Below are 20765 nucleotides of genomic sequence, written 5' to 3'. Positions count from 1 at the left end.
CCAGACCGTGTCGGTGGCTGCAGAGAGGACAGACACAGTCCGGCGGAGAGGGTTGTGACAGCGCGCACCAGCAGTTATCCGCGTATCGCCCGTGGGTTTTGGACCCGGTGAACACCAATACTTATTTCCCCAGGTGGGGAACATAATTGATGAGTATGGATATCGAAGCATTCTTCCAGAACATGCCGTTTGCCGACCTGCTCGATATCGAGATAACAACCGTCGATAACGGGCACGCCGAAGGCCACATCGAGATGCGCGAGGAACTGTCCTGGAACGAGGAGCAGATAATGGCCCACGGCGGCGTTACATTCACCCTCGCCGACACTGTTGGTGGGGCCGCCCTTGTGTCCCTCGTCGAACAGCCGGTGCCGACCATCGATATGCGCATCGATTACCTCGAAGCCGGGACAGGGGACCTCCGAGCGGAGGCGGACGTGATTCGGCACGGTGGAGACGTTGGCGTCGTCAGTGTCGAGGTGTACGCCGAAGACGGTGCACAGGTCGCGACTGCACGCGGCGTCTACAAGACAGGCTAAGCTCAGCTGCGGCAAGTGAACAGGCCCATGTCTGAGTGTGGCGGTTTGCAGAGACGTCGAAAGCAAGAGTGCAATCGACCGCGCGGCGCTACTATCTGAGCCGTGGCGGAGGACAGAACGTTGCCGGCGTCTAATTGAAAGTCACACCGACATCGTGCATCCCCTCGTTGTATCGAGCGATGTTGATGAGCAGCGGCGTCAGACTCTCGACTTCCGCGGCGTTCGAAAGCGGGCCAGCAGGGATCGGTCGGACGCCCGCGAGGTCAGCAGTTAGCGTCACGACGCGGTCACTGACCGCCGGATCGTCCGCGACGACCAGCGTATCCACATCGAGCGTGGCCTCTAGATCCGCCAGCCGGTCCGCCGCAAGATTGTGGAATGCGCCCGCCACTGGAACCGATTCAGGGGCCCGCTGTGCGACAAATTCGGTAACGCTTCCCGTCGACGGCGGTCGGTAGTGAAGTCCATCTCCGTCGCCGCTCATCCCGACAGCAGGGCTGATGAGTAGTTGATCCGAAAGCACGTTATCTTCAGTTAGTTCTTCGACTGTATCGCCGACGTGATGTGGCGGAATGGCCAGGATAACCACGTCTGCGCTAGCCGCGGCACTGCTGTTGTCAGTTCCGCTGATTTCAGTCTCAACATCGTGAGCGGACAATCGCTTTTCGTACGCTCTGGCTCGCTCGCTGGCTTTTGCAGCGTCCCGCGAGCCGACGGTAATCGTGTGGTCTGTGTCGGAGGCAAAGCGCATCGCAAGTCCCTCACCGATATCACCAGTACCGCCAAGTATGGCTAACTCCATGCGCCCGCATAACGCCCCTTGAAACAAGAAGCTTTGTCCTGTCACACAAATCGCTGACGACCGTCCCTGATACTGCAGTAACAATTGAAACAATTAATACCGAGCACACTGCAGCCGTGCGCTCGGGTGTACATTGACTGTCAATGGCTACTACAGCCGTAAAACCGGGCACGCCAGCAAGAGAAGTATGACCCAGTCGCAAACCCCGGCAGTTATTCGACCCAGACCGTCTTTTTGTTGACAAACTCTTTGATACCAATCTCCGAGAGTTCACGGCCGTAGCCGGCGTCTTTGATGCCGCCGAACGGGACCCGCGGGTCCGATTTAGTCATCTCGTTGATGTAGACGCAGCCCGCGGAAATATCTCGTGCCAGACGCTGGCCGCGTTCTCGGTCCGAAGTCCAGAGACTTGCACCCAGCCCGAAACGGGTGTCGTTTGCGACCGTAATCGCTTCATCCGCATCGGCAACCTCATACACGGTCGCTACTGGTCCGAACATCTCCTCTGTGTCGGCGGGGCACCCAGACGGGACAGCAGTCAGTACTGTCGGCGGGTAGAACGCTCCGGTCCGGGCAAGCGGCTCGCCCCCGGTCAACAGCGTCGCACCAGCGTCGACGCTTTCCTGTACCTGGTCGTGCAGTTCGGCCATGAGGTCAGGGTCGGCCTGCGGGCCGATATCGGTTTCTTCGGACATCGGATCGCCGACAGTGAGGTCTTCGAAGGCAGCGACGAGCCGATCAACGTATTCGTCATAGACATCTGTGTGAACGATAAATCGCTTGGCGGCGATGCAGGACTGGCCGCCGTTTAGTGTCCGTGCCTGCACTCCAGTCTTGAGGGCCGCATCGAGGTCTGCATCGTCGAGGACGATAAACGGGTCAGACCCGCCGAGTTCCAGCACAGTCTTTTTCAGGTGCTTGCCGGCGGTTTCGGCGACGGCACGCCCGGCGGGACCACTTCCGGTCAGCGTCGCCGCGCGGACACGGTCGTCTGCGAGAATGCTGTCGACGTTACTGGATCCAACCAACAGCGTTTGAAAAGCGCCGTCAGGATAACCGGCTTCGGCAAACACTTCTTCGAGCGCGAGCGCACACCCGGGGACGTTTGAGGCGTGTTTAAGCAGGCCCACGTTACCGGCAGTGAGATAGGGCGCGGCAAAGCGAATGACCTGCCAGAACGGATAGTTCCAGGGCATCACTGCTAGCACGGGCCCGAGCGGATCATGGACCGTCTTTACCTCCGTTCCCGGCGGACTGGGGTGGTGTTCATCGGAGAGATACTTGTGTGCGTATTCGGCGTAATGGTCACACGCCCACGCACACTTTTCAACTTCAGCGATGGCCTGCGTGATTGGTTTTCCCATCTCCCGGGTCATCAGTTCAGCGTACCGCTGTTTGTTCTCCCGTAGAACATCGCTGGCGTTTTCAAGCAACTCCTCCCGTTCGCGCAGCGGGACCTCACGCCAGTCCTCGAACGTCGACGTGGCGTGGTCTAGCTTTCGCTCGACTGTGTCGTCATCATCAGGGTCGTACACGTCTAGGCGCTCGCCCGTAGCGGGGTTGACTGCCTCCATATTGGTTCAGTGTTCGGCGTCACGGATACATTAATCTTTACTGACCCAAATTTCCTGACAGGTGACAGCGGTAGTTTTTATACTCATAGGTCAGAAATGTGCTGATGATGTACAAGCATGTAGCCCTGCTAGTCAGACAGGAGGGCATGTCTCACAAGGAGTTCGTCGACTACTGGCAGACCAACCACACGCCAATCGCGAAAGACATCGAAGGCGTGGTTCGCTACCAGCAAGTTCTTCCAACAGAACCAGCACACGCCGAGTTTGACGGCGTAGCGGAACTGTACTTTGAGACGCTCGACGACCTGCACGAGGCGCTGGGCAGTCCTGGGTCCCGAGATTACGACCCAACAAAGGAAATCGCCGCGAAGGCCCGCGAGGACGTGAATAACTTCCTCGCTGTCGAGGAGCGGCCGCGTATTATCGGCGAAGAGATCGTCCAGAAAGACGAGGTCGACGGCGACACCGACGGCCTCTACAAGCACTCGGCGTTTCTCGTCCGGCAGGACGACATGACACACGATGAGTTCGTCGACTACTGGCAGACCAACCATACGCCGATCGCGCGCGAAATAGAGGGCGTCGTTAGGTACAATACGGTCATCCCCACTGACCCCGAGAACGCCGAGTTCGACGGCGTCGCCGAACTCTACTTTGACGACCTCGAGAAGCTATACGACGCGCTCGGCAGCGAAGGGTCGCGGGATTACGCGCCTGACAGAGGGAAAGCGAAAGCGGCCCGCGAGGACGTGGATAACTTCTTGGCTATCGACGAGCGGCCCCGGTTTATCGGCCAGGAACAGCTCGTCAAGGACGAGGGGTAGTATGCCCGACTACGAGGAGCAAGTCACGGAGGCGTTCCCGGAACTCGACTACATCTCGTCGGACAGCCTCCGCAGCAACGTCATCGAGGCGTGGGCACTCGCGCTCAACCGAGGTGGCTGGCGCGACATTACGGATATCCCCTACGCCTGGAACATCCACGAAGTAACCAACGTCAGGCACGTCCGCGGTGTCACCAGAATCGCACGGGGATCCGCTATCGAGCAGCAGGAGTTCCACGGCGCCGACCCCGATATGGACGTCATCGTGGCAGCCACACTACTCCACGACGTCGGAAAGTGCTACGAATACGTCGACTTCGTCGAGGACGAGAAGCTACTCGACCCGGACCCGAAATACGCAACCGAAGAGGTCCCACACTCCCTGTCGGGCTATGCACTCGCACACGAGGTCGGCTGTCCGCTGGCGGTCCAACGAGCGATTCCGCACTTTATCGGCGAGATCCCGACGCGGACACTGGAAGCCGAACTCGTCAAGAGTGCGAACTCCGCGTCCTCGAACGCGATTACCCAGTCAACGATGGGCATCACGCTGCAGGAGTGGGTCGATGAGTATTCCCAGACGTAGCCACTGGCGCGAACGATAGCACTCTGCCACAGCGTCGACCGACGAAACTAGTCCCTACGGGGGCTTTCATTTTTAATTTTCAATAGATTTCTACGTCTCCAACCAGCATTTACGTCTAAGTATACCAAAGATGCCCCCATATATCAATAATTTCTTGCCATAAATATCTCTAAAGGAGCCTGATTTCGAAAATCTTCATCAAAAAATGATTAAGACAATTATCTATGATGAAGTGCGGAGAAATACCACTCTTTCGAGTGTATATACACATATCGAGGGTATGCTGCGGCTTATGCGCTGAATTCGATGTACGATTTGATGGTATCCGGCGACTTTTCGAATGCGTCTGCAAACCCCGACACCGAGCACTGGGTCGTCATGATAGACGCAAGGAACCAGTCCGGATATTCGCCGAGTGTGTTGCGAGCGCGTTTGTAATGCCGGACGTTGGAGTTCACGCTCCCGAGCAACGCTTTGTTCTGGAGGACCAACTGCCTGTGAAGCGCCCCACCGTTGACAGTAAATTCCCAGTCCTCAGGGATGCCGAGGAGGACGCCGACTCCGTTCGCACCGAGTGCCTCGACCGTCGAAAACGCGTGTTTTGCGTGCCCCGTCGCCTCGAACACCAGATCCATCGGCTCGTGGACATCGGGTATCTCGTCGATGGCCGTCTATCGAGAATTGATGTAGGTGGCACCCAGTTCCTCGATAATGTCGATGGTCGGGTCCGGCCGTTCACGACGGCCGAGACAGTACGTCCGCTCACACCGGTCTACAAGCATCGCCAATGTGAGCAGTTCTAGCGGTCCGTTTCCGAGGACGAGTCCGGCAGAATCCTGCCACTCGAAGGTCGACCTGGAACGCTGTGCCAGCTCAAGTGCCTTTTCGACATTGCTGATCGGTTCGACCAGAAATCCGACATCCGCCAGCGATTCCGGGACCGGGACGAGAAACGATGCGGGTGTGGTGAAGTACTCGGCCATGTAGCCGTGCGCCCTCTCAATCCCCCTTTCGACATACTCACCTGGTGGAGCCATATCGGGCTCGTTGTTCTCGAAGAACCGACTCGACGTGACAACGATCTACGTTACTCACGACCAGACGGAGGCAATGACGATGGGCGACCGTATCGCTATTCTGGACGATGGCGTGTTACAGCAGGTTGGAACGCCACTGGAGTGTTATCACCGTCCAGCCAATCGGTTTGTCGCCGGGTTCATCGGGTCGGCCTCGATGAACTTCATTCCTGCCGCTGTCGAGGACGGGTCGCTAGTGCACCAGGAGTTTACCTACGAGCTGTCCGCTGAGACCGCCGCCCAGCTCGACGGGTACGAGGAAGTCATCGTCGGTGTCCGGCCTGAAGATATTCAGCTCAGCCCCGCGACTGGCCCGGAGCAGACCGTTACCGCGACCGTCTACGTCGTCGAGTCACCTGGGGACCTGTTTCATGTATACGTGACGATCGACGGGCAGCAGTATACGGTCACCGTCGAGGATGGAGCAAACCTCGGGAATGGCGTCACGGTCGGATTGCGGTTCCCAGAGGAGGTCATCCATCTGTTTGATGCGGACTCCGGCACTGCGATCAAGAACAGTGAAACGGAAATCGACGAAGAGAGTCCGGTTGCAGCCTGATTTTCTCATTCCGCGACGCCCGATAGAACGTGGCTTGAGAATACCCGAGAAGGGTACCAGTGGCAGTGACAGCCGGAAGAATACCAAAGGAGCCACTGGGAGGACCAGCGCGGAACCGACCCATTTTGACGGCTCTGTGAGCAGGGCTTGCTGACGAGATGGTCTGAGACGTGCTTGCTCAGTATTCAATATTTCCGCTCTGCGAGCGGGTGTGGGAGTTAGTTTCGTAATGTGAAATTCATTCACGCAGTCACCAGAAGTAGCTAGCGAGGCGCAGTCACTTGCTATATGAACTGTTGTCGTTGTAGAGGGTCAGTACCGCAACGGCACTGTGTTTCGTAATACGACATCCACATGGCCATCAGATAACAGGCGGACAAATATTATCGGAGTCGTCGACTGCTCTACACGTCTCATTAGGCGTCGGGAGCAGTGGAGAGACAGATGTAACCCTGACTGAGATTCAACACCTGTGAACAACCCTCACTGTAGGCCGGATGGTTGCACTGCGCTCTGGAGCGCGCATACCTCAGAGATACAGCCATAGGATAACAGGCGTACATCTATTATCTATTTCAGAATCAGCCTGAAAGTTACCGGCCGTAGGTGATAGTGTCGGCGTTGGAGTGCAGACCAGTACCGAGGCGATACGAGAAGTGATTGCGGTGGTGCAAGGAGAGTGCTGAGCACGAATAGGGCGAATCGAAACGGACTGGGAGACCGTGACAGGACTAGTCCCGGTAACGCTGCTATCCTCGCTATGTTCTCATTTGTATTTCGTATGCTGCGGCCGAGTTCAAGCTGATTGAACATCTTGGTGTACAGCAAGTGCCACCGTCCGACATCTGCATCGGCCGGCATTAGAGCACCGCGACGACGCCGCCTTACTCCGTTTCTCAGTGGCAATATAGTGGTCAGTAGGTACGTAAACGGACGGACGGAATTTAGGAGAGTCGCTGGATTGCCGAGTTTTGGGTAGGTATATCATGCTGCAGTCGTCGCGATGCCACTGGGAATACACCTGATAACACAGTCTCCGGACATAGAGTTCAAACTGATTGAATGATTTTATAATCATTTAGCCAAATATACTGGTATGACAGGACAAGACCCGATCGAGTCCGCCGGAAGGGTGCTAGACATTGTTGAAGCACTGAAAACGGAACAGGCACTCGGCGTCACTGAGCTGGCAGAGCGGGTGGAGATGCCCAAGAGCACAGTCCACGTTCATCTCTCGACACTCCAGAGCCGAGGCTACGTCGTCCAGGACCAGAACAAGGCGTATCGGCTGAGCTTGCGGTTTCTGGATATCGGGATGAAAGTCCGCGAGCGACAGGAAATGTACCAGGAGGTCGCCCCGAAACTGAACGAGATAGCCGACGAAACCGACGAGAAAGCGTGGTGGATCGTCAAAGAGAACGGAAAGGCGGTCTTCCTGGCCAAAGCGCTCGGCAGTCGGGCGATTCAGACAAACTCACAGATCGGCCAGTACACCGAACTGTACAGGCTCGCTGGAGGCATGGCAATCCTCTCAGTGTTGCCGAAACACCGGCGGGAGACAATCCTCGAAAGCTACGACTACCCCCTCCCCGACGGTCGGGATCGGCAGGAACTCGTAGCAGAACTCGACGAGATTCAGGACCGCGGCGTCGCCTACGGAATCGACCAGTTCCTCGAAGGCGTAGCCGGCGTCGGTGCCCCGCTGGTAGACAACGCCGGCAACACGTACGGTGCCATCAGTGTCTCAGGACCGGCAAACCGGCTGGACTCGGAACGCATCGAAAACGAACTGACCGACCTTATCCGTGGGATCTCCGGCGAGCTACAGGTGAATCTCTCGTATCAGTAGTTCTATTGACTCGAACACCACTGATCTGGGCAAGACACCTGTGAGACCGTTCGAATCCCTTCGGAACAACGCTATAGCACAATAGAAGCCGATTCAATAGAATAGAACTGACTGTGTGATGTGTTGACACTCTAGTGGTCGTTACCGCTCGGTGCATGGGGCTCGAACTATGGTCGGTAAGCCCCGTCTCGAACGGGGCCCTGCGCTATACGGCTAGTGACCGGGGATCGGGTCGTGCCCGGCGATTGTCGCCATAGTCAGTCAGTGACACCGACGCCGAGGTGTCTGTCGAGTACGTCCTCGTTGTTCTGGATCTCCGCCGCAGTCCCCTCGTGGACGATCTCGCCCTTTTCGAGAATGTACGTGTACTCCGAGACCGCCAATGCGACCGGGATGTTCTGCTCGACGACCAGCACCGTGATACCCTGTTCGTTCAGTTCGAGGATAAGGTCCTCTATCTGCCGGACGACATAGGGTGCGAGCCCTTCCGTCGGTTCGTCAAGCAACAACAGATCCGGGTCGGCAGTCAGAGCGCGGCCGACCGCAAGCATCTGCTGTTCGCCACCGGAAAGGACCGATCCGTCCTTGTGTTCTCGCTCCGCGAGGTTCTCGAACATATCCAGTACGTCGTCGACTGACGGCCCGTCAGGCGACTCGGCACCGATTTCACCCATTCTGATGTTCTCTCGGACGGTCAACTCGGGGAAGATCCGTCGCTCTTCGGGAACGAACCCGATGCCGCTCCGGATCGTCGCCTCGGAGTTGCGTGTCGTGATGTCCTCGCCGTTGAACGTTATTGACCCACCTGTCGGGGTGATGTTACCGACAATCGACCGTAGCGTCGTTGTCTTGCCGACGCCGTTGCGCCCGACCAGCGACACGACGCTTCCGCGTTCGACATCCATCGAGACGCCCTGTAGTACCTCAGTCATCCCGTATCCAGCCCGGACGTCTTCGAGGGAGAGTAGCGGGTCGGTCATTCGCGAACACCACCGAGGTACGCATCGCGGACGTCGTCGTTGTTTGCGATCTCTTCGGGCGTCCCGCTTGCGAGTTCTTCGCCGCGCGTCAGAACAGTAATCCGGTCCGAGACACGCATCACAAGGTCGATATCGTGTTCGATAAGCATCAGCGACCGGTCTGAAAGGACTTCATCGATAAGATTCATTGTGGCCTGTGTTTCCTCGCTACTCATGCCAGCAGTTGGTTCGTCAAGCATGACAAGATCCGGGTCTGTCGCCAGTACGAGACCCAGTTCGAGGCGACGCTGGTCGCCGTACGCCAGAGCCTCAGCGTGCTCGTCAGCCCTGTCTTGGAGCCCGATCTGTTCCAGCACCGTCCCGGTTTGCTCCGTGATCTCGTCGAAGCCGTTCTTGTCACGGAACAGCGCTTCGCTGGGATTGATCTCGTCACTGTGGACGGACTGTGCTGCCAGCCGCACGTTTTCTCGCACGGTGAGGCCGCCGAAAACGTTCGTAATCTGGAACGACCGGCCCAGTCCGCGGCCAACCCGTTCGTGTGGCGCGACGTCAGTGATGTCCTCACCTTTGAACCGCACGACGCCCGCTGACGGCGATAGCGCCCCAGTGATGAGATTAAACGTCGTTGTCTTCCCGGCCCCGTTTGGCCCGATAACGCTCCTGAACTCACCGTCGGCAACCGACAGCGACACGTCGTCAACGGCGGTGAGCTTGCCGAACCGCTTCGTCAGTCCGTCCGTTTCGAGTACAGTCTCAGTCATCGCTTCTCACTTCCGGCTCATCCATGTCGACAGGACCGTCCGCGTTGTTGGCCGTCTCCAGCCGTTGTGCGACGAGAGACGGAATCGATACGATACCGCGTGGGACGAACAGCACGAACAGGATAAACATCGTCCCGATGATAAGCCGCCACTGGTCGGTGTACGACGAGAGGAACTCCTCGGCACCGAAGAAGACACCGGAGCCGATCATGGGACCGTACAGTGTCCCCATTCCGCCAAACAGCGCAATAACGATGACCTCCCCTGAGTGGATCCAGTTGAGTGTCTGGTCCGGTGAGATGATGACAGTTGACGGACTGGCGGCGAGGAGCCCGCCGGCCAGTCCAGCCATACCGCCGCTGATGACAAACGCTCGGCGCTTGTATCTGTTGACGTCGTACCCGATGAACTCCGCCCGCTCTTCGCTTTCCCGGATCGACTGCAGAACACTGCCAAACGGTGCGTTCATCATTCGCCGAGCGAACAGGAACGAGAGCACAGCAAGTAGCAGGGCGAGATAGTAGAACACGACCTGCTGTCCGACTTCGTACCCGAGGAGCCCGAACTCAATGTTCGAGAGCGACGCCCCGACACTACCGAGTCCGAGGAAGGCCTCAAAACCGAGCAGACCGTCGCTCCCACCGGTGAAGTCGAACTTGAACACAGCGCTGTAGAGTAACTCCGCAAACGCCAGCGTAATCATCGCGAAATACACGCCGGAAACTCGAATAGAGAGGCTGCCAACGATCCAGGCCAAGAGGGCACAGAGGAGGATCGCCCCGAGTAACACGACAAAAACCGACTGCGAGTAGTGCAACATCACGAGCGCGGCGGTGTAAGCGCCGACGCCGTAGAACATCGTGTGGCCGAGCGGCACCAGTCCAGCATAGCCCATCACGATATCGAGACTCAGTGCGAAGATAGCCCAGATGAGGATCTCGTTGAGGACGACAAGGTAGTACTGATCGCCCATGAGCAGAATCGCCACTGGCGCGACTGCGAGTGCGGCGACGGCGATACCGCCGAGTCGGACCCGAGTACTGTCTGCCAGTACCCCGCCATACCCGCCGACGAGAAGTTCGCCTTCGCTTTCTGACTCTTCACCTCGGGTTCCGAACAGTCCCTGCGGTTTGACGAGCAACACCGCGATCATAAGCAGGTACACGGTCAGCCCTTCGAGATTGGGAACGCTCAGCGTCGTCTCACCGAACGTGGCGAGGACAGTCCCGCTGTAGGCCCGCATCAGTGTCTGGACGACCCCGACGAGCAATCCGCCGAAGACAGCCCCTCTGAAACTACCGAGGCCACCGAGGACGACAACAACGAACGCCGGAATGATGACGCTGTTGCCCATGCCGGTGTTTACGTTCTGGTAGCCGCCAAGGACAATCCCGGCGACGGCAGCGAGCGCCGCACCGACGCCAAAGACCAGCGTGTAGTACTGGTCGATATCAATCCCGACGTTACGAACCATCTCACGGTCCTGTGACCCGGCACGGATAATCATCCCGTACTTTGTCCGGTTCAGCAGATACCACGTCACAACCGCGAGCAACGCCGCAAAGACGATCATGAAATAGTTATACACGGACACCTGAACGCCCAGTATAGACACCGGGCGACTCAGGTACGCCGGGACAGCTAGCTGTCGTTGCTGTGTCCCCCAGATAAGACGGATGCCGTCGTTGATCACGAGCACCAGCCCGAACGTCAGGAGAATGTGATACAGCGGGTCCCGACCGTATAACGGCCGGACAGTCGTTCGCTCGATAGCGGCACCGATGAGACCGACGACGACCGGGGCAACCACTATCGCGACCCAGAATCCAGTCCCCGCTCCGAACGGCGCAATGATGGTCAGCGCGAAATACGCACCGAGTGCGAACAGTTCGCCATGGGAGAAGTTGATCACGTCCATCACGCCGAAAATGACTGACAGTCCGGCGGCTAGCAGGACGTAAACCATCCCAAGGGTGAGGCCATTCAGCAGTTGTTCGATGAAGTCGGCAGCGACCATTGTACTACCTACATCTCACAGCCGAGGTCACTGGCTGGTGGCAGCGTCTCCGACCCTGGGACCTGGTCGAGGAGTTCAACATCCGCTGTGTCACCGTCGCCCTCGGTGAGTTTCGCCATCCACGTCGGGTTCGTGGCCTGATGGTCGCTCTCTCGAAGGGTAATGTCTCCCAGTACTGTCGTGAACGTGCCACCTTCGAGGGCGTCTCGGACATCCGCCGGTTCAGTGCTTCCGGCCTCGGCCATTCCTTTGGCCATCAACCGCAGCGAGTCGTAGCCAACGCGGGCGAAGTTGCCTGGCTCACGGTCGTTCTCGCTGGCGTAGGCCTCAACGAACGCCTGATTGTCACCGGTGTCGAGCGAAGGGTCGTACCGAGCGCCGCCGAATGTGCCGACGCTGTTCGACCCGGTCCCGGCACGGACACTTTGGAACGTCTGGGTCGGACCGACAACAGCGATCTGGTCAGTGAGGCCCTGATCCGCGGCCTGGTTGGTGAAGTTCACCAGATCACCACCGGTCATCCCTAGAACGACCACGTCGGCGTCAGAGTTGCTGATCTGCGTGATGAACGAGCCGTAGTTGCTAGCACCCAGCTCGGACGTTGATGTCCCGACCTCGGTGTAGTCGTCGCTGGCGGCCGCCATGCGCCTGCTGGTACGGTTGTACACCGAGTCGCCGTACGCGTAGTCCGCGTAGTGGAACCAGACGTTGGTCCCCAGATTGTTGACTGAGTACGCTGAAATGGCCTCAGCAATCTGTGCGGTGTTCGTTTCGAATCGGAACACCCATTCGTTGCAGGCAGACCCGGTGATCGGGACGGCTGCGCCGCCGGGGAAGTAGATATGCTCCGACTGAGCGGCAAAGTCGTTCAGCCCGAGTGCAACGGAGCTTGATATCGCACCGAACACAAACTCTGCTCCCTCTTCTTGAACGACGCGCTGTGCCTCGGACTGTGCAGCCCCGGCCTCGGTTTCTGTATCGCCCGTCACCAACTCGAACTCGAAGTCGTAATCGTCGTTGTTGTTTATCTCCGTTACAGCGAGTTCAGCCCCAGTGCGCTGGCCCGGTCCGAGAGAACTGAACGGGCCAGTCATCGGGTTCAGGCTCGCAACGGTCACTGCCGCGTCACCACCTGTTGAGCCACCCTGACAACCGGCGAGGCCAAGCGCGCCGACCGCGCCGGCGGCGGCGAGGAACTGTCTCCGTGACCGGGCGATTCCTACAGTACGGTCTGGTGAAGTACCTTCGCTCGACATAGGTTTATTATCTATTGTTAAGCAAATCGTATTAAAGCCTTGCCCCTGTCAGCGCGTATCGCGCCGTTCAAGCGGGTCAGTAGCTGTGGTGTCCCGGCTCGTGACTCCTGCTTCCCACTGCGGTGGTGACTATCTGGTGGTGTCGGTTTGTCTGTACAGCCACGCCAGCGTCGTCCCGAGTACCGCTGTCGCCCCAGTCAGTGTCGTGAAGCCGGGTCCACTGGCGTCCGTCACGGGAGGCGTCCCCGTTGCTGTGTCCGCGCTCTCCGTCTCATCGGTAGTCGTTGCGCCGCTCGCCGCAGTACCCTCGTCTGTCTCGGTGCCGTCCGGCGTCGGCGTGTTACCGATAGCAGCGCCAGTTGAGTTTGCCGGCAGCGCCAGCGTTCGGGACTCGGTTGTGGCGGACTCAATAGCTGCGTCGGCGAACAACAGCTGTTTGTACTCGAAATTCTCGAACATCGCCAGCTGGTCGGCATAATGCTCGCCAGTGGTGCCGTCTGGTGCGACGTAGCCGTCGTTCCCGGGCGGGAGGATGTTCTCTGCCTCCGGGTCGTCACTGAGCCGGACGACGTGGTTCTCAGTTCCGCGGTTCATCAGCGCCGTGTTCCCCGCGGATGTGGCACCGATAGGCATCCCGAACAGCGCGAGATTGTCGAACTCATGGAGTGCTGCCTCACGACGCCAGGTCTTTGGGGCCCCGTCGTATTGCTCGGCGAGTTCGCCCACGGCCGTCCGGAACGCGCTGACCAGCGCGTCGGTAATATCTCCATCCGCGTACTCTGCCTGCGTCGTCAGTGCTGTCTCCGCCGGGTTGAGGACCCGCATCAGGGTGCCGCGACCGTAGTCGTAGCCGAGGAAGAACGATGCCGGGCCGTAGGCACTCCCGAACGTCTCGCTGAAAACCTCGTCCAGAATGTACGGGAACGTCGCATCCCAGATGGTGTACCCGGGAGAGTGGCGTCCCTCGTTGTCTTCGCCGTCGGCCTGTGCGAAGTGGTCCCACGAGGCCAGTTCGTCGCGTGCTTGCTGTTCGGTGTCGGAAAGGTCTACGTCCGCAAGCGCATCCAGCAGATGGTCTTTGTACCGAATCGAACGCAGGTCGGTAAAGGAGATATCGTAGACGACAGTCTTCAGGAAGTCGTAATCAACTGTTCCCTCCTGTGCTAACCGCTGCTCAACTAGATTGATGATCCGTTGCACACGGTGGTCGGTCGACCACGAATAGCTCAGGTCGCCGTTGTTCCACGCAGGCGCGGGTTTGTTGTTCCACTGTGCCGAGTACCCCGGCTCGGGGTTGATTGCGTAGGGCACATCACCGTCAGCCGCGCGCAGGTAGTCCGACGCCGTGAGTTCGTACTGTGTTCCATCGGCTGGCAACCGAGTGTCCCAGTCGACCGCTTCGCTGTCCGGGTACCGACCGAGATGGACATACGCGATGTCACCGTCTTTGTCGGCCCACATGAAGTTCAACGCATAGTCACACCGCTGGGCTGATTCCCGGAACTCCTCGGCGTCCGTCGCGAACTGACACTCATAGAAGGCCCGCCAGCAGTTCATATGCCGGCCGGCGTATGACTTCGTCTGTGCCAGTGCTTCCCCGTTGTCAGGGTCCCACTGGGTCACGACACCGTGGCGAGTGAACCGTTCAGTATACGTCACGTCCTCGCCGTCAGCGACGGTGATTGTCTGTTCGGCCGTTTCGACCTCGTACTCCTCGCCCTGAAAGGAGTACGTGTCCGGCCCCGACGAGTTGGTCGTGATCGACTCCGTGAACATCTGGATGCAATTATCGATTCCGGCAGTCGAGGTCAGTGCCCCGTTGCGGTTGTGTCCGAACATGATGAAGGGATACCCCGCAACAGTGACACCGGCGATGTCGAAGTCCGGGCCGTGCAGGCTCGCCTCGTACATTATCGAGGGCGTGTTGAACCCCATCTGTGGCCCGCCCATCAGTAGCGCATCGCCGCTGGCCGTGATGTCACCCTGGACAGCGAGAGCGTTGCTGCCGTACTTGATCGGGAGGCCAAGCCTGTCGAGTCCGGACGCAATCGTTCGCATCCGCTCCATTTCGCCTTCGTGCATCCCTTCGGGGTCAGCTGGCGGCGTGTACTCCCCACCAGTCACCAGATTGCTCGGCAGCACAGACGAACCGCTTGCCCCACGTGTCACCCTGTCTGTCTCCTGTCCCTCAGTCACGTTGGGTGTTGGCTCCGCACCCACGTCGGTATAGGGAGGAGAGTAGATATCCGATGGCTGGACCGTCGAGGTCGGGCAACCGGGGTCGTCGCCCCACTGCAGGTCCTCGAATAGCTCCATCGCACGCTGTTCGCTCCCGGTTTCTTGGGTGAGCGCGTCGAGAACTGTCGCACCGAGCGTCTCGAGCTGGAAGCCGCTGAAATACGCCATACTGGCGACGAACATCCCGGCAGCGTCCGTCGTGGTAAACTCCTCGGGCTCGAACCCGTGCTCCTGAAAGGCCTGATGGAATTGCAGTTCCTCGCTTTCACGGACTTCGGTAATATATCGGTTGATACCATCTGTAAACGCCTGCAGGACCGCTCGCTGGTCCGCCGTCAACTGTTCAGCGGCCTGCTCGTCCAGTGACGGCTCGCCGGCGGTGTTGCGCCGCGCCTCGATATCGAACTGGACCCAGTCGGTGTCCTCGTCGCCCGCACCGAGGACTGCCGCGACAGTCCCGTGATAGTACCGCCGGTACAGTTCGAGCTGATAAAGCCGGTCTGCCGCCGTTGCGTATCCGAATCCGTAGAACGCCGGTGCGCGGCTGTCGGCGTCGCGGGCGTAAACATGCGGGACGCCATAGTCGTCTCGTCGTATCGTGACCGTGGCATCGTCTTCTTGCGCGTAGGCTAGCTTCGTCTCGATGGCACCGATTCCGGCCATGCCGGTAACCGCAGCGCCTGTCTTCAGAAGCGTTCGTCGCGAGAGGTGCTGCCACGAGTGCTGGTGCTGTGCTAGCATCCCGTAGTCGACAGCCCGGATATTTAATAAATATTTGGGGACATTTCTTGGCGTGTCAATGAGATGCCTTTCCAGATGCGGTATCAGGGTCGGTCTGTCCCGGCCAATTCGCCCAGCACCCGCACTGAGTTCAACGGCCGCCCGCACTCACGGCCCAAGCATATAATTGGGAGCCTGTCGCAGTCCTCGCCATGTCTGTGGACCCGCCGATCCGTGTCGACCACATCGGGATCGCTGTCGAGCATATCGCCGACGCTGAGCCGTTCCTGTTCGCACTCGGCTGCCGGAAACTCGTCGAAGAGTCCGTCGAAGGGCGGTTTCGCTGGGCGCAGTACGACTTCAATCAAGACGCGTCGCGGCTCGAACTCATCGCACCGGAGGCACCGGACACGTTCCTCACGTCGTATCTCGACGACCACGGTCCGGGACTCCACCACGTCACGCTTGAAGTGGCTGCTGTTGACGCGGTGAAAGCAGTACTGGAGCGCAACGGATACAGTGTCGTCGAATACCATGAATATCAGGACTGGACCGAGGCGTTTGTGCCACCATCGAACCCGACCGGAGCGCTCGTTCAGCTGTTCGAGTATCACGATAGTTACGACGCTGACCGGCCACCTGCCGAGAAGCTCTACGTCGATGGGAGCCGACTCGATGGCTGACATCTGCGACGGTTCGCTCTCGGGAAGCTGAGTCAAGCGGGAACAGCAGGAGCGACGCTATCAGTCGTCTCTTTCGTCGAGCTGGACCGTTTCCTCGACGATAAGCCGTGGGCCTGCGTCCAGATCGATAAACTCGGCCGCGTCAGCCTGAACCGTCTCGGCAAGGTCTGAATCGAACGCAGCGCTGAGTGCGTCCATGTCCTCGAAATACAGCTCCAGCACGCCGTCGTAGGCTGCACGCTCTGGGTCCGTTGGGACAGACGTAGCCCTGGCAGGTCCTTTGCTAACTCCGAGTGGTCGCCTTGCCATCGGTCGGCGAACTCCTCGTGAGTGTACCCATCTCTCCGGACGAGTAAGTCGACAATTTTTGTCATGCGTGCGCCAAGTCGTCAGGGATTGGCTTTTAGCTACCGATCCGATCTGGCTGTATTAGTTCAAGCTACTCGAACACAACACTTGTAAGCCAATTAGACATGTGTGTACGTATGTCAATCCCACCCGCTGTCAACAGGCCGGTCGGAACAATCGAGCGAGCAATCGAGATCATGGAGTATCTCAAGAGACACGACACGGCCACGGTGTCGGAGATGACAGAGCACCTCGGCTGTGCGAAGAGTACGACGCACAGATACATGAAGACACTCGCGGCCAATAGCCTCCTCGTCGAGGACGACAACGAGTATCAGCTCGGCATCCGCTTTCTGGACTACGGCGAAGTGGCACGGAACAAGTACCGTCTCTACGACGAGGCAAAGCCGAGAGTCGACGAACTCGCGGAGGAGACCGAGGAGAAAATCTGGTGTGCAGTCGAAGAGCACGGCCGCAGCGTCCACATCTACGGCGCTCAGGGCAAACACTCGGTACAGACGTACGCCCGGGTTGGCCATCGGAACTATCTCCACCAGCACGCTGCGGGGAAAGCCATACTGGCACACCTTCCGGATAGCCAGATCACAGAGACCATCGACAGGCATGGGTTGCCCGGCCGGACGCCACAGACCATCACCGACCGGGACGAACTCTGGGCGGAAATCGAGACCATCCGTGACCGCGGATACGCGTTCAACTTTCAGGAATCGGTGGAGGGACTGCACGCGGTCGGGGCCCCGATTACGGATGAAAACGACATTGCCATCGGGGCGATCAGTGTTTCCGGCCCGGCAAGCCGGCTTGAGGGGGCCATTCTCCGGGACGAACTGCCGACGCTGCTACTGGGCGTCGTCAACGAGATCGGGATCAATATGGCCCATCCGTGAGGTCAGCAGCAGGGTTCGAACGGAGCAACGGGAGGGGTTGGCATTGTGTGTCGCTGGGTATGGCTGTGACTGTGCGGGCGTCCCCGTTCCCGGGACAGCGCGGGCTCACTCGCTGGCCCACTCCGGCTCTCTGTCTTCGAGGAACGCGTCGATCCCCTCGTCCTTGTCGCCAGTTGCGAACAGCTGTGCGAACAGTTCGGCTTCGTACTCGATGCCGGCTTCGAGATCCATTCGGGAACTGGCACGGACGGCTTTCTTCGCCAGTTCGAGCGCCGCGGGGCTTTTCTCTGCAATCGACGCCGCTATCTCGTAGACCCGCTCATCGAAGACGTCGTCGTCGTGGACCTCGTCGACGAGGCCGATGTCGGCGGCCTCTGTTGCGTCGATGAGGTCGCCGGTAAGGATAAGCCGCATAGCGTGGCCTTCGCCAACCAGACGCGGCAGTCGCTGTGTCCCGCCGCCGCCGGGCATGATGCCGAGGTTGATTTCCGGCTGGCCGAACTTCGCGTCCGTATGCGCAATCCGGATATCAGCAGCCTGAATCAGCTCACAGCCGCCGCCGAGCGCGTGCCCGTTGATGCGGGCGATGACCGGCATCGGGCATTCGTCGACGTATTCGTAGACCCGGGGTCGCTTGCTCGCCTCCCGTTGCTCTAGCATATCCCGCTCGCGGAGTTCCGTCACGTCCGCACCCGCAACGAATGCGCCGGTGTCTGCCGCGCCAGTCAACACGACAGCACGGACATCGCTGTCCGGGATTGCGTCGAAGACCTGTTTGAACTCCGACCGCAACTGGGTATTGAGCGCGTTTCGGGCCTCCGGCCGGCGTAACTCGACGGTGGCGACATTCTCGACGCGGTCACCGACGCTCACCGAAACCGTTTCACAGTCCGCCGCGGCGTCAGCGAGGTCCGTCATGCGTCCCCCCAGTCGCCGCTGGTACCGACGACGTCACCGTCCTCCCAGACGTAGAACCCCTCGCCGGATTTCTTGCCGAGTTTTCCGGCCCGGACCTTCCGTTTCAGGATCTGTGGCGGGCGGAACCGTTCGCCGAGTTCCGCACGCAGGTATTCGAGGATGTCGAGCCGGACGTCGAGACCGACGACATCGCCGAGTTCGATCGGTCCCATCGGGTGATTGTAGCCGAGTTCCATCGCGGTGTCGATGTCCCGCGGTGTTGCAACGCCCTCCTGCACCATCCGCATCGCTTCGACGCCCAGCGAGACACCAAGCCGAGAGGAGGCAAAGCCCGGTGCGTCAGCCACCTCCACCGGTGTCTTGTCGATCCCGTTCACGAACTCCCGGGCACGCGAAACGGTCTCGGCGCTCGTCTGTTCCGCGACGACGATCTCGACGAGTGCCATGATATGTACAGGGTTGAAGAAGTGGAGGCCGATAGCTCGTTCCGGATAGTCGAGGACACTCGCTATCTCAGTCAGTGACAGCGAGGAGGTGTTTGACGCGATAAGCGTCGCCGGGTCGACATGGGATTCGACCTCGGTGAGCGTCTCGTGTTTGATATCCATGTCTTCGGGGACTGCTTCCACGACGAGGTCTGCTCCGGTCACAGCCTCCTCGAGCGATGTTGTCCCCGTGAGACGGTCCAGTGCTGCTTCGGCCGTCGGCTCTGACACTTTCTCCCGGGCGATACCCTCTTCGAGATTCGACTCGATGGCGGCCAGGCCGTCATCGACGATATCTGCCTCGATATCGCGGAGAAAGACGTCGTGACTAGCCATTGCCGACACTTGAGCGATACCGTGGCCCATGGTACCGGCGCCTAGAATAGCTACGTGCATCATTTCTCAGCACAGTAGCGAGGGGTAAAAACGTTGCCTGCGTCCCGCCGCAGTGTGGCCTGCATTTAATATAGCGGCCACGGTAAGAGTCGGTGAGGATGACTGGTTCCGACTCGCAAGCCGTCGTAGTCGATGCTGTACGAACGCCACAGGTGCCGAAGGATGGCGCGCTGGCCGGGACACACCCCGAAGACCTCGTCACCACCGTGCTTGCTGCACTCGTCGACCGGACCGGTGTTCCGGCTGTCGAGTGGGACGACTTCCGACTCGGGTGTGCAAATCAGGAGGGAGAGCAGGGACGAAACCTCGCCCGGCAGTCGATACTCGCCGGCGGGTTTCCGGAAACAGTGCCCGGAGCGACAACGACCCGCCTGTGTGGCTCGTCACTGACAACGCTCGTCGACGCCGCTCGTGCCATCGAGGCGGGCGACGGTGCGGTGTATCCAGTCGCCGGCGTCGAACACATGAGCACCGTCCCCTTCTCTGACTGGCTGCATCCCGCTATCGAGCGGCGGTACGACCCCGACAGGCTGCCGATGGGACAGACGGCCGAAACCATCGCACGAAACCACGATATCAGCCGAAAATCTCAGGACGAGTTTGCGCTGCGGTCACACGAGCGGGCGATCGCTGCGATGAACGGCGGCCGATTCGATGCAGAGACCGTGCCCGTCCACACCGACGAGACAGCGATAGAGGCCGACAAGACACCACGGGCAGACACGTCAGTCGAGCAGTTGAGCGAACTCCCGACTGTGTTTCGCGACGACGAGGCGGCGACGGTTACGCCGGGGAACGCGTCACCGCTGACCGACGGGGCCGCTGGGATGCTCGTCACCTCGGCAGCGTACGCAGACCAGCACGATCTCGATGTCCTCGCCCGGGTCGAGACGCGGGCCGTCGCCGGTGTCGACCCGCTAGTCATGGGACGGGGGCCGATTCCGGCGACCCGTGCTGCACTGGACGACGCCGACCTGACAATCGACGATATCGACCTTGTGGAACTCAACGAGGCGTTTGCAGCCCAGAGCCTCCACTGCAAACGCGAACTGGGGATTCCGACCGAACGGCTCAACGTCAACGGCGGGGCTATCGCGTTAGGGCATCCGCTTGGCTGTTCGGGGGCACGAATCACGACGACGTTACTGCATGAGATGCAACGGCAAGACGCGACGCACGGACTGGCGACGATGTGTGTCGGGTTTGGTCAGGGTGTCGCGGTTGTGTTCGAGCGTCCCTGATACTG

18 protein-coding genes and 1 pseudogene are annotated in these 20765 nt (G+C 59.4%); 8 read left to right on the top strand and 11 right to left on the bottom strand.

Features of this window, described 5'->3' with window-relative positions:
- Window positions 1–155 precede the first annotated feature (155 nt).
- The gene (locus D3D01_RS14680; RefSeq protein ID WP_121512685.1) at window positions 156–539 is read left to right on the top strand and encodes a PaaI family thioesterase; all 384 of its coding nucleotides are present in this window, start codon (window positions 156–158) and stop codon (window positions 537–539) included.
- A gap of 130 nt (window positions 540–669) precedes the next feature.
- Here the strand turns inward: D3D01_RS14680 and npdG are convergent, their stop codons facing one another.
- Together npdG and D3D01_RS14670 are read right to left on the bottom strand one after the other, a co-directional pair.
- Window positions 670–1341, bottom strand: coding sequence for an NADPH-dependent F420 reductase (npdG, locus tag D3D01_RS14675; RefSeq protein WP_101351502.1), 672 nt, complete (start codon window positions 1339–1341; stop codon window positions 670–672).
- 212 nt (window positions 1342–1553) lie between these two features.
- Window positions 1554–2915, bottom strand: a complete 1362-nt coding sequence (locus tag D3D01_RS14670) for an NAD-dependent succinate-semialdehyde dehydrogenase (RefSeq protein WP_121512684.1) — start codon at window positions 2913–2915, stop codon at window positions 1554–1556.
- 104 nt (window positions 2916–3019) lie between these two features.
- Here D3D01_RS14670 and D3D01_RS14665 point away from each other — a divergent pair, with 104 nt between their 5' ends.
- Window positions 3020–3739 (top strand): EthD family reductase, encoded by a 720-nt coding sequence (locus D3D01_RS14665; RefSeq protein WP_198560261.1) that lies wholly within the window; start codon window positions 3020–3022, stop codon window positions 3737–3739.
- 1 nt (window position 3740) lies between these two features.
- A complete protein-coding gene (locus tag D3D01_RS14660) occupies window positions 3741–4325 on the top strand; it encodes an HD domain-containing protein (protein WP_121512683.1) in 585 nt (194 codons plus the stop codon).
- Between the two features lie 290 nt (window positions 4326–4615).
- On the opposite strand, the pseudogene D3D01_RS14655 reads toward D3D01_RS14660, so the two are convergent.
- A pseudogene (locus tag D3D01_RS14655) lies at window positions 4616–5398 on the bottom strand (glucose dehydrogenase); the annotation flags it as partial.
- A gap of 37 nt (window positions 5399–5435) precedes the next feature.
- On the opposite strand from D3D01_RS14655, the gene D3D01_RS14650 reads away from it, so the two are divergent.
- Entirely contained in the window at window positions 5436–5960 is a 525-nt protein-coding gene (locus tag D3D01_RS14650; protein ID WP_342764841.1) for a TOBE domain-containing protein, read from the top strand.
- Between the two features lie 1096 nt (window positions 5961–7056).
- Window positions 7057–7809 (top strand): IclR family transcriptional regulator, encoded by a 753-nt coding sequence (locus D3D01_RS14645; protein WP_121512682.1) that lies wholly within the window; start codon window positions 7057–7059, stop codon window positions 7807–7809.
- 257 nt (window positions 7810–8066) lie between these two features.
- On the opposite strand, the gene D3D01_RS14640 is transcribed toward D3D01_RS14645, so the two are convergent.
- From D3D01_RS14640 to D3D01_RS14620, 5 genes are all read right to left on the bottom strand, one after another.
- Window positions 8067–8789 (bottom strand): ABC transporter ATP-binding protein, encoded by a 723-nt coding sequence (locus D3D01_RS14640; protein WP_014030882.1) that lies wholly within the window; start codon window positions 8787–8789, stop codon window positions 8067–8069.
- Complete coding sequence (locus D3D01_RS14635) at window positions 8786–9550, bottom strand: ABC transporter ATP-binding protein (RefSeq protein ID WP_101351506.1); 765 nt, start codon at window positions 9548–9550, stop codon at window positions 8786–8788. The genes D3D01_RS14640 and D3D01_RS14635 overlap by 4 nt, the downstream gene beginning before the upstream one ends.
- Entirely contained in the window at window positions 9543–11567 is a 2025-nt protein-coding gene (locus D3D01_RS14630; protein WP_121512681.1) for an ABC transporter permease, read from the bottom strand. Before D3D01_RS14630 ends, D3D01_RS14635 begins: the two co-directional genes overlap by 8 nt.
- Before the next feature lie 8 nt (window positions 11568–11575).
- Window positions 11576–12823, bottom strand: coding sequence for an ABC transporter substrate-binding protein (locus tag D3D01_RS14625; RefSeq protein ID WP_101351508.1), 1248 nt, complete (start codon window positions 12821–12823; stop codon window positions 11576–11578).
- A 129-nt stretch (window positions 12824–12952) separates the two neighbouring features.
- Entirely contained in the window at window positions 12953–15802 is a 2850-nt protein-coding gene (locus tag D3D01_RS14620) for a penicillin acylase family protein (protein WP_121512680.1), read from the bottom strand.
- 191 nt (window positions 15803–15993) lie between these two features.
- Here D3D01_RS14620 and D3D01_RS14615 point away from each other — a divergent pair, with 191 nt between their 5' ends.
- Window positions 15994–16464 carry a VOC family protein gene (locus D3D01_RS14615; protein ID WP_121512679.1) on the top strand — a complete coding sequence of 157 codons (471 nt, stop codon included), beginning with the start codon at window positions 15994–15996 and terminating at the stop codon, window positions 16462–16464.
- 60 nt (window positions 16465–16524) lie between these two features.
- Here the strand turns inward: D3D01_RS14615 and D3D01_RS14610 are convergent, their stop codons facing one another.
- On the bottom strand, window positions 16525–16773 hold the full coding sequence (locus tag D3D01_RS14610) for an EthD family reductase (protein ID WP_233563381.1): 249 nt from the start codon (window positions 16771–16773) through the stop codon (window positions 16525–16527).
- Window positions 16774–16949: 176 nt separating this feature from the next.
- Here D3D01_RS14610 and D3D01_RS14605 point away from each other — a divergent pair, with 176 nt between their 5' ends.
- A complete protein-coding gene (locus tag D3D01_RS14605) occupies window positions 16950–17720 on the top strand; it encodes an IclR family transcriptional regulator (RefSeq protein ID WP_121512678.1) in 771 nt (256 codons plus the stop codon).
- A 105-nt stretch (window positions 17721–17825) separates the two neighbouring features.
- Here D3D01_RS14605 and D3D01_RS14600 read toward each other — a convergent pair whose 3' ends face one another.
- Both D3D01_RS14600 and D3D01_RS14595 read right to left on the bottom strand, forming a co-directional pair.
- Window positions 17826–18638 (bottom strand): enoyl-CoA hydratase/isomerase family protein, encoded by an 813-nt coding sequence (locus D3D01_RS14600; protein ID WP_121512677.1) that lies wholly within the window; start codon window positions 18636–18638, stop codon window positions 17826–17828.
- Complete coding sequence (locus D3D01_RS14595) at window positions 18635–19519, bottom strand: 3-hydroxyacyl-CoA dehydrogenase family protein (protein ID WP_101351917.1); 885 nt, start codon at window positions 19517–19519, stop codon at window positions 18635–18637. The genes D3D01_RS14600 and D3D01_RS14595 overlap by 4 nt, the downstream gene beginning before the upstream one ends.
- A 98-nt stretch (window positions 19520–19617) precedes the next feature.
- On the opposite strand from D3D01_RS14595, the gene D3D01_RS14590 reads away from it, so the two are divergent.
- Complete coding sequence (locus tag D3D01_RS14590) at window positions 19618–20760, top strand: thiolase family protein (RefSeq protein WP_121512676.1); 1143 nt, start codon at window positions 19618–19620, stop codon at window positions 20758–20760.
- Window positions 20761–20765: the final 5 nt, after the last annotated feature.

Source organism: Haloarcula sp. Atlit-7R, assembly GCF_003666065.1.
In the GTDB taxonomy this organism is placed as follows: Archaea; Halobacteriota; Halobacteria; order Halobacteriales; family Haloarculaceae; genus Haloarcula; species Haloarcula taiwanensis.
Note: the sequence above shows the minus strand (reverse complement) of the source record. Positions and strands in the feature narration are given on the sequence as shown.

What these genes read in the sequence shown, in the direction of transcription:
- D3D01_RS14680 (WP_121512685.1), top strand. Translation starts at nt 156, where the DNA reads ATGGATATCGAAGCATTCTTCCAGAACATGCCGTTTGCCGACCTGCTC.
- npdG (WP_101351502.1), bottom strand. Translation starts at nt 1,341, where the DNA reads ATGGAGTTAGCCATACTTGGCGGTACTGGTGATATCGGTGAGGGACTT.
- D3D01_RS14670 (WP_121512684.1), bottom strand. Translation starts at nt 2,915, where the DNA reads ATGGAGGCAGTCAACCCCGCTACGGGCGAGCGCCTAGACGTGTACGAC.
- D3D01_RS14665 (WP_198560261.1), top strand. Translation starts at nt 3,020, where the DNA reads ATGATGTACAAGCATGTAGCCCTGCTAGTCAGACAGGAGGGCATGTCT.
- D3D01_RS14660 (WP_121512683.1), top strand. Translation starts at nt 3,741, where the DNA reads ATGCCCGACTACGAGGAGCAAGTCACGGAGGCGTTCCCGGAACTCGAC.
- D3D01_RS14650 (WP_342764841.1), top strand. Translation starts at nt 5,436, where the DNA reads ATGACGATGGGCGACCGTATCGCTATTCTGGACGATGGCGTGTTACAG.
- D3D01_RS14645 (WP_121512682.1), top strand. Translation starts at nt 7,057, where the DNA reads ATGACAGGACAAGACCCGATCGAGTCCGCCGGAAGGGTGCTAGACATT.
- D3D01_RS14640 (WP_014030882.1), bottom strand. Translation starts at nt 8,789, where the DNA reads ATGACCGACCCGCTACTCTCCCTCGAAGACGTCCGGGCTGGATACGGG.
- D3D01_RS14635 (WP_101351506.1), bottom strand. Translation starts at nt 9,550, where the DNA reads ATGACTGAGACTGTACTCGAAACGGACGGACTGACGAAGCGGTTCGGC.
- D3D01_RS14630 (WP_121512681.1), bottom strand. Translation starts at nt 11,567, where the DNA reads ATGGTCGCTGCCGACTTCATCGAACAACTGCTGAATGGCCTCACCCTT.
- D3D01_RS14625 (WP_101351508.1), bottom strand. Translation starts at nt 12,823, where the DNA reads ATGTCGAGCGAAGGTACTTCACCAGACCGTACTGTAGGAATCGCCCGG.
- D3D01_RS14620 (WP_121512680.1), bottom strand. Translation starts at nt 15,802, where the DNA reads ATGCTAGCACAGCACCAGCACTCGTGGCAGCACCTCTCGCGACGAACG.
- D3D01_RS14615 (WP_121512679.1), top strand. Translation starts at nt 15,994, where the DNA reads ATGTCTGTGGACCCGCCGATCCGTGTCGACCACATCGGGATCGCTGTC.
- D3D01_RS14610 (WP_233563381.1), bottom strand. Translation starts at nt 16,773, where the DNA reads ATGGCAAGGCGACCACTCGGAGTTAGCAAAGGACCTGCCAGGGCTACG.
- D3D01_RS14605 (WP_121512678.1), top strand. Translation starts at nt 16,950, where the DNA reads ATGTCAATCCCACCCGCTGTCAACAGGCCGGTCGGAACAATCGAGCGA.
- D3D01_RS14600 (WP_121512677.1), bottom strand. Translation starts at nt 18,638, where the DNA reads ATGACGGACCTCGCTGACGCCGCGGCGGACTGTGAAACGGTTTCGGTG.
- D3D01_RS14595 (WP_101351917.1), bottom strand. Translation starts at nt 19,519, where the DNA reads ATGCACGTAGCTATTCTAGGCGCCGGTACCATGGGCCACGGTATCGCT.
- D3D01_RS14590 (WP_121512676.1), top strand. Translation starts at nt 19,618, where the DNA reads ATGACTGGTTCCGACTCGCAAGCCGTCGTAGTCGATGCTGTACGAACG.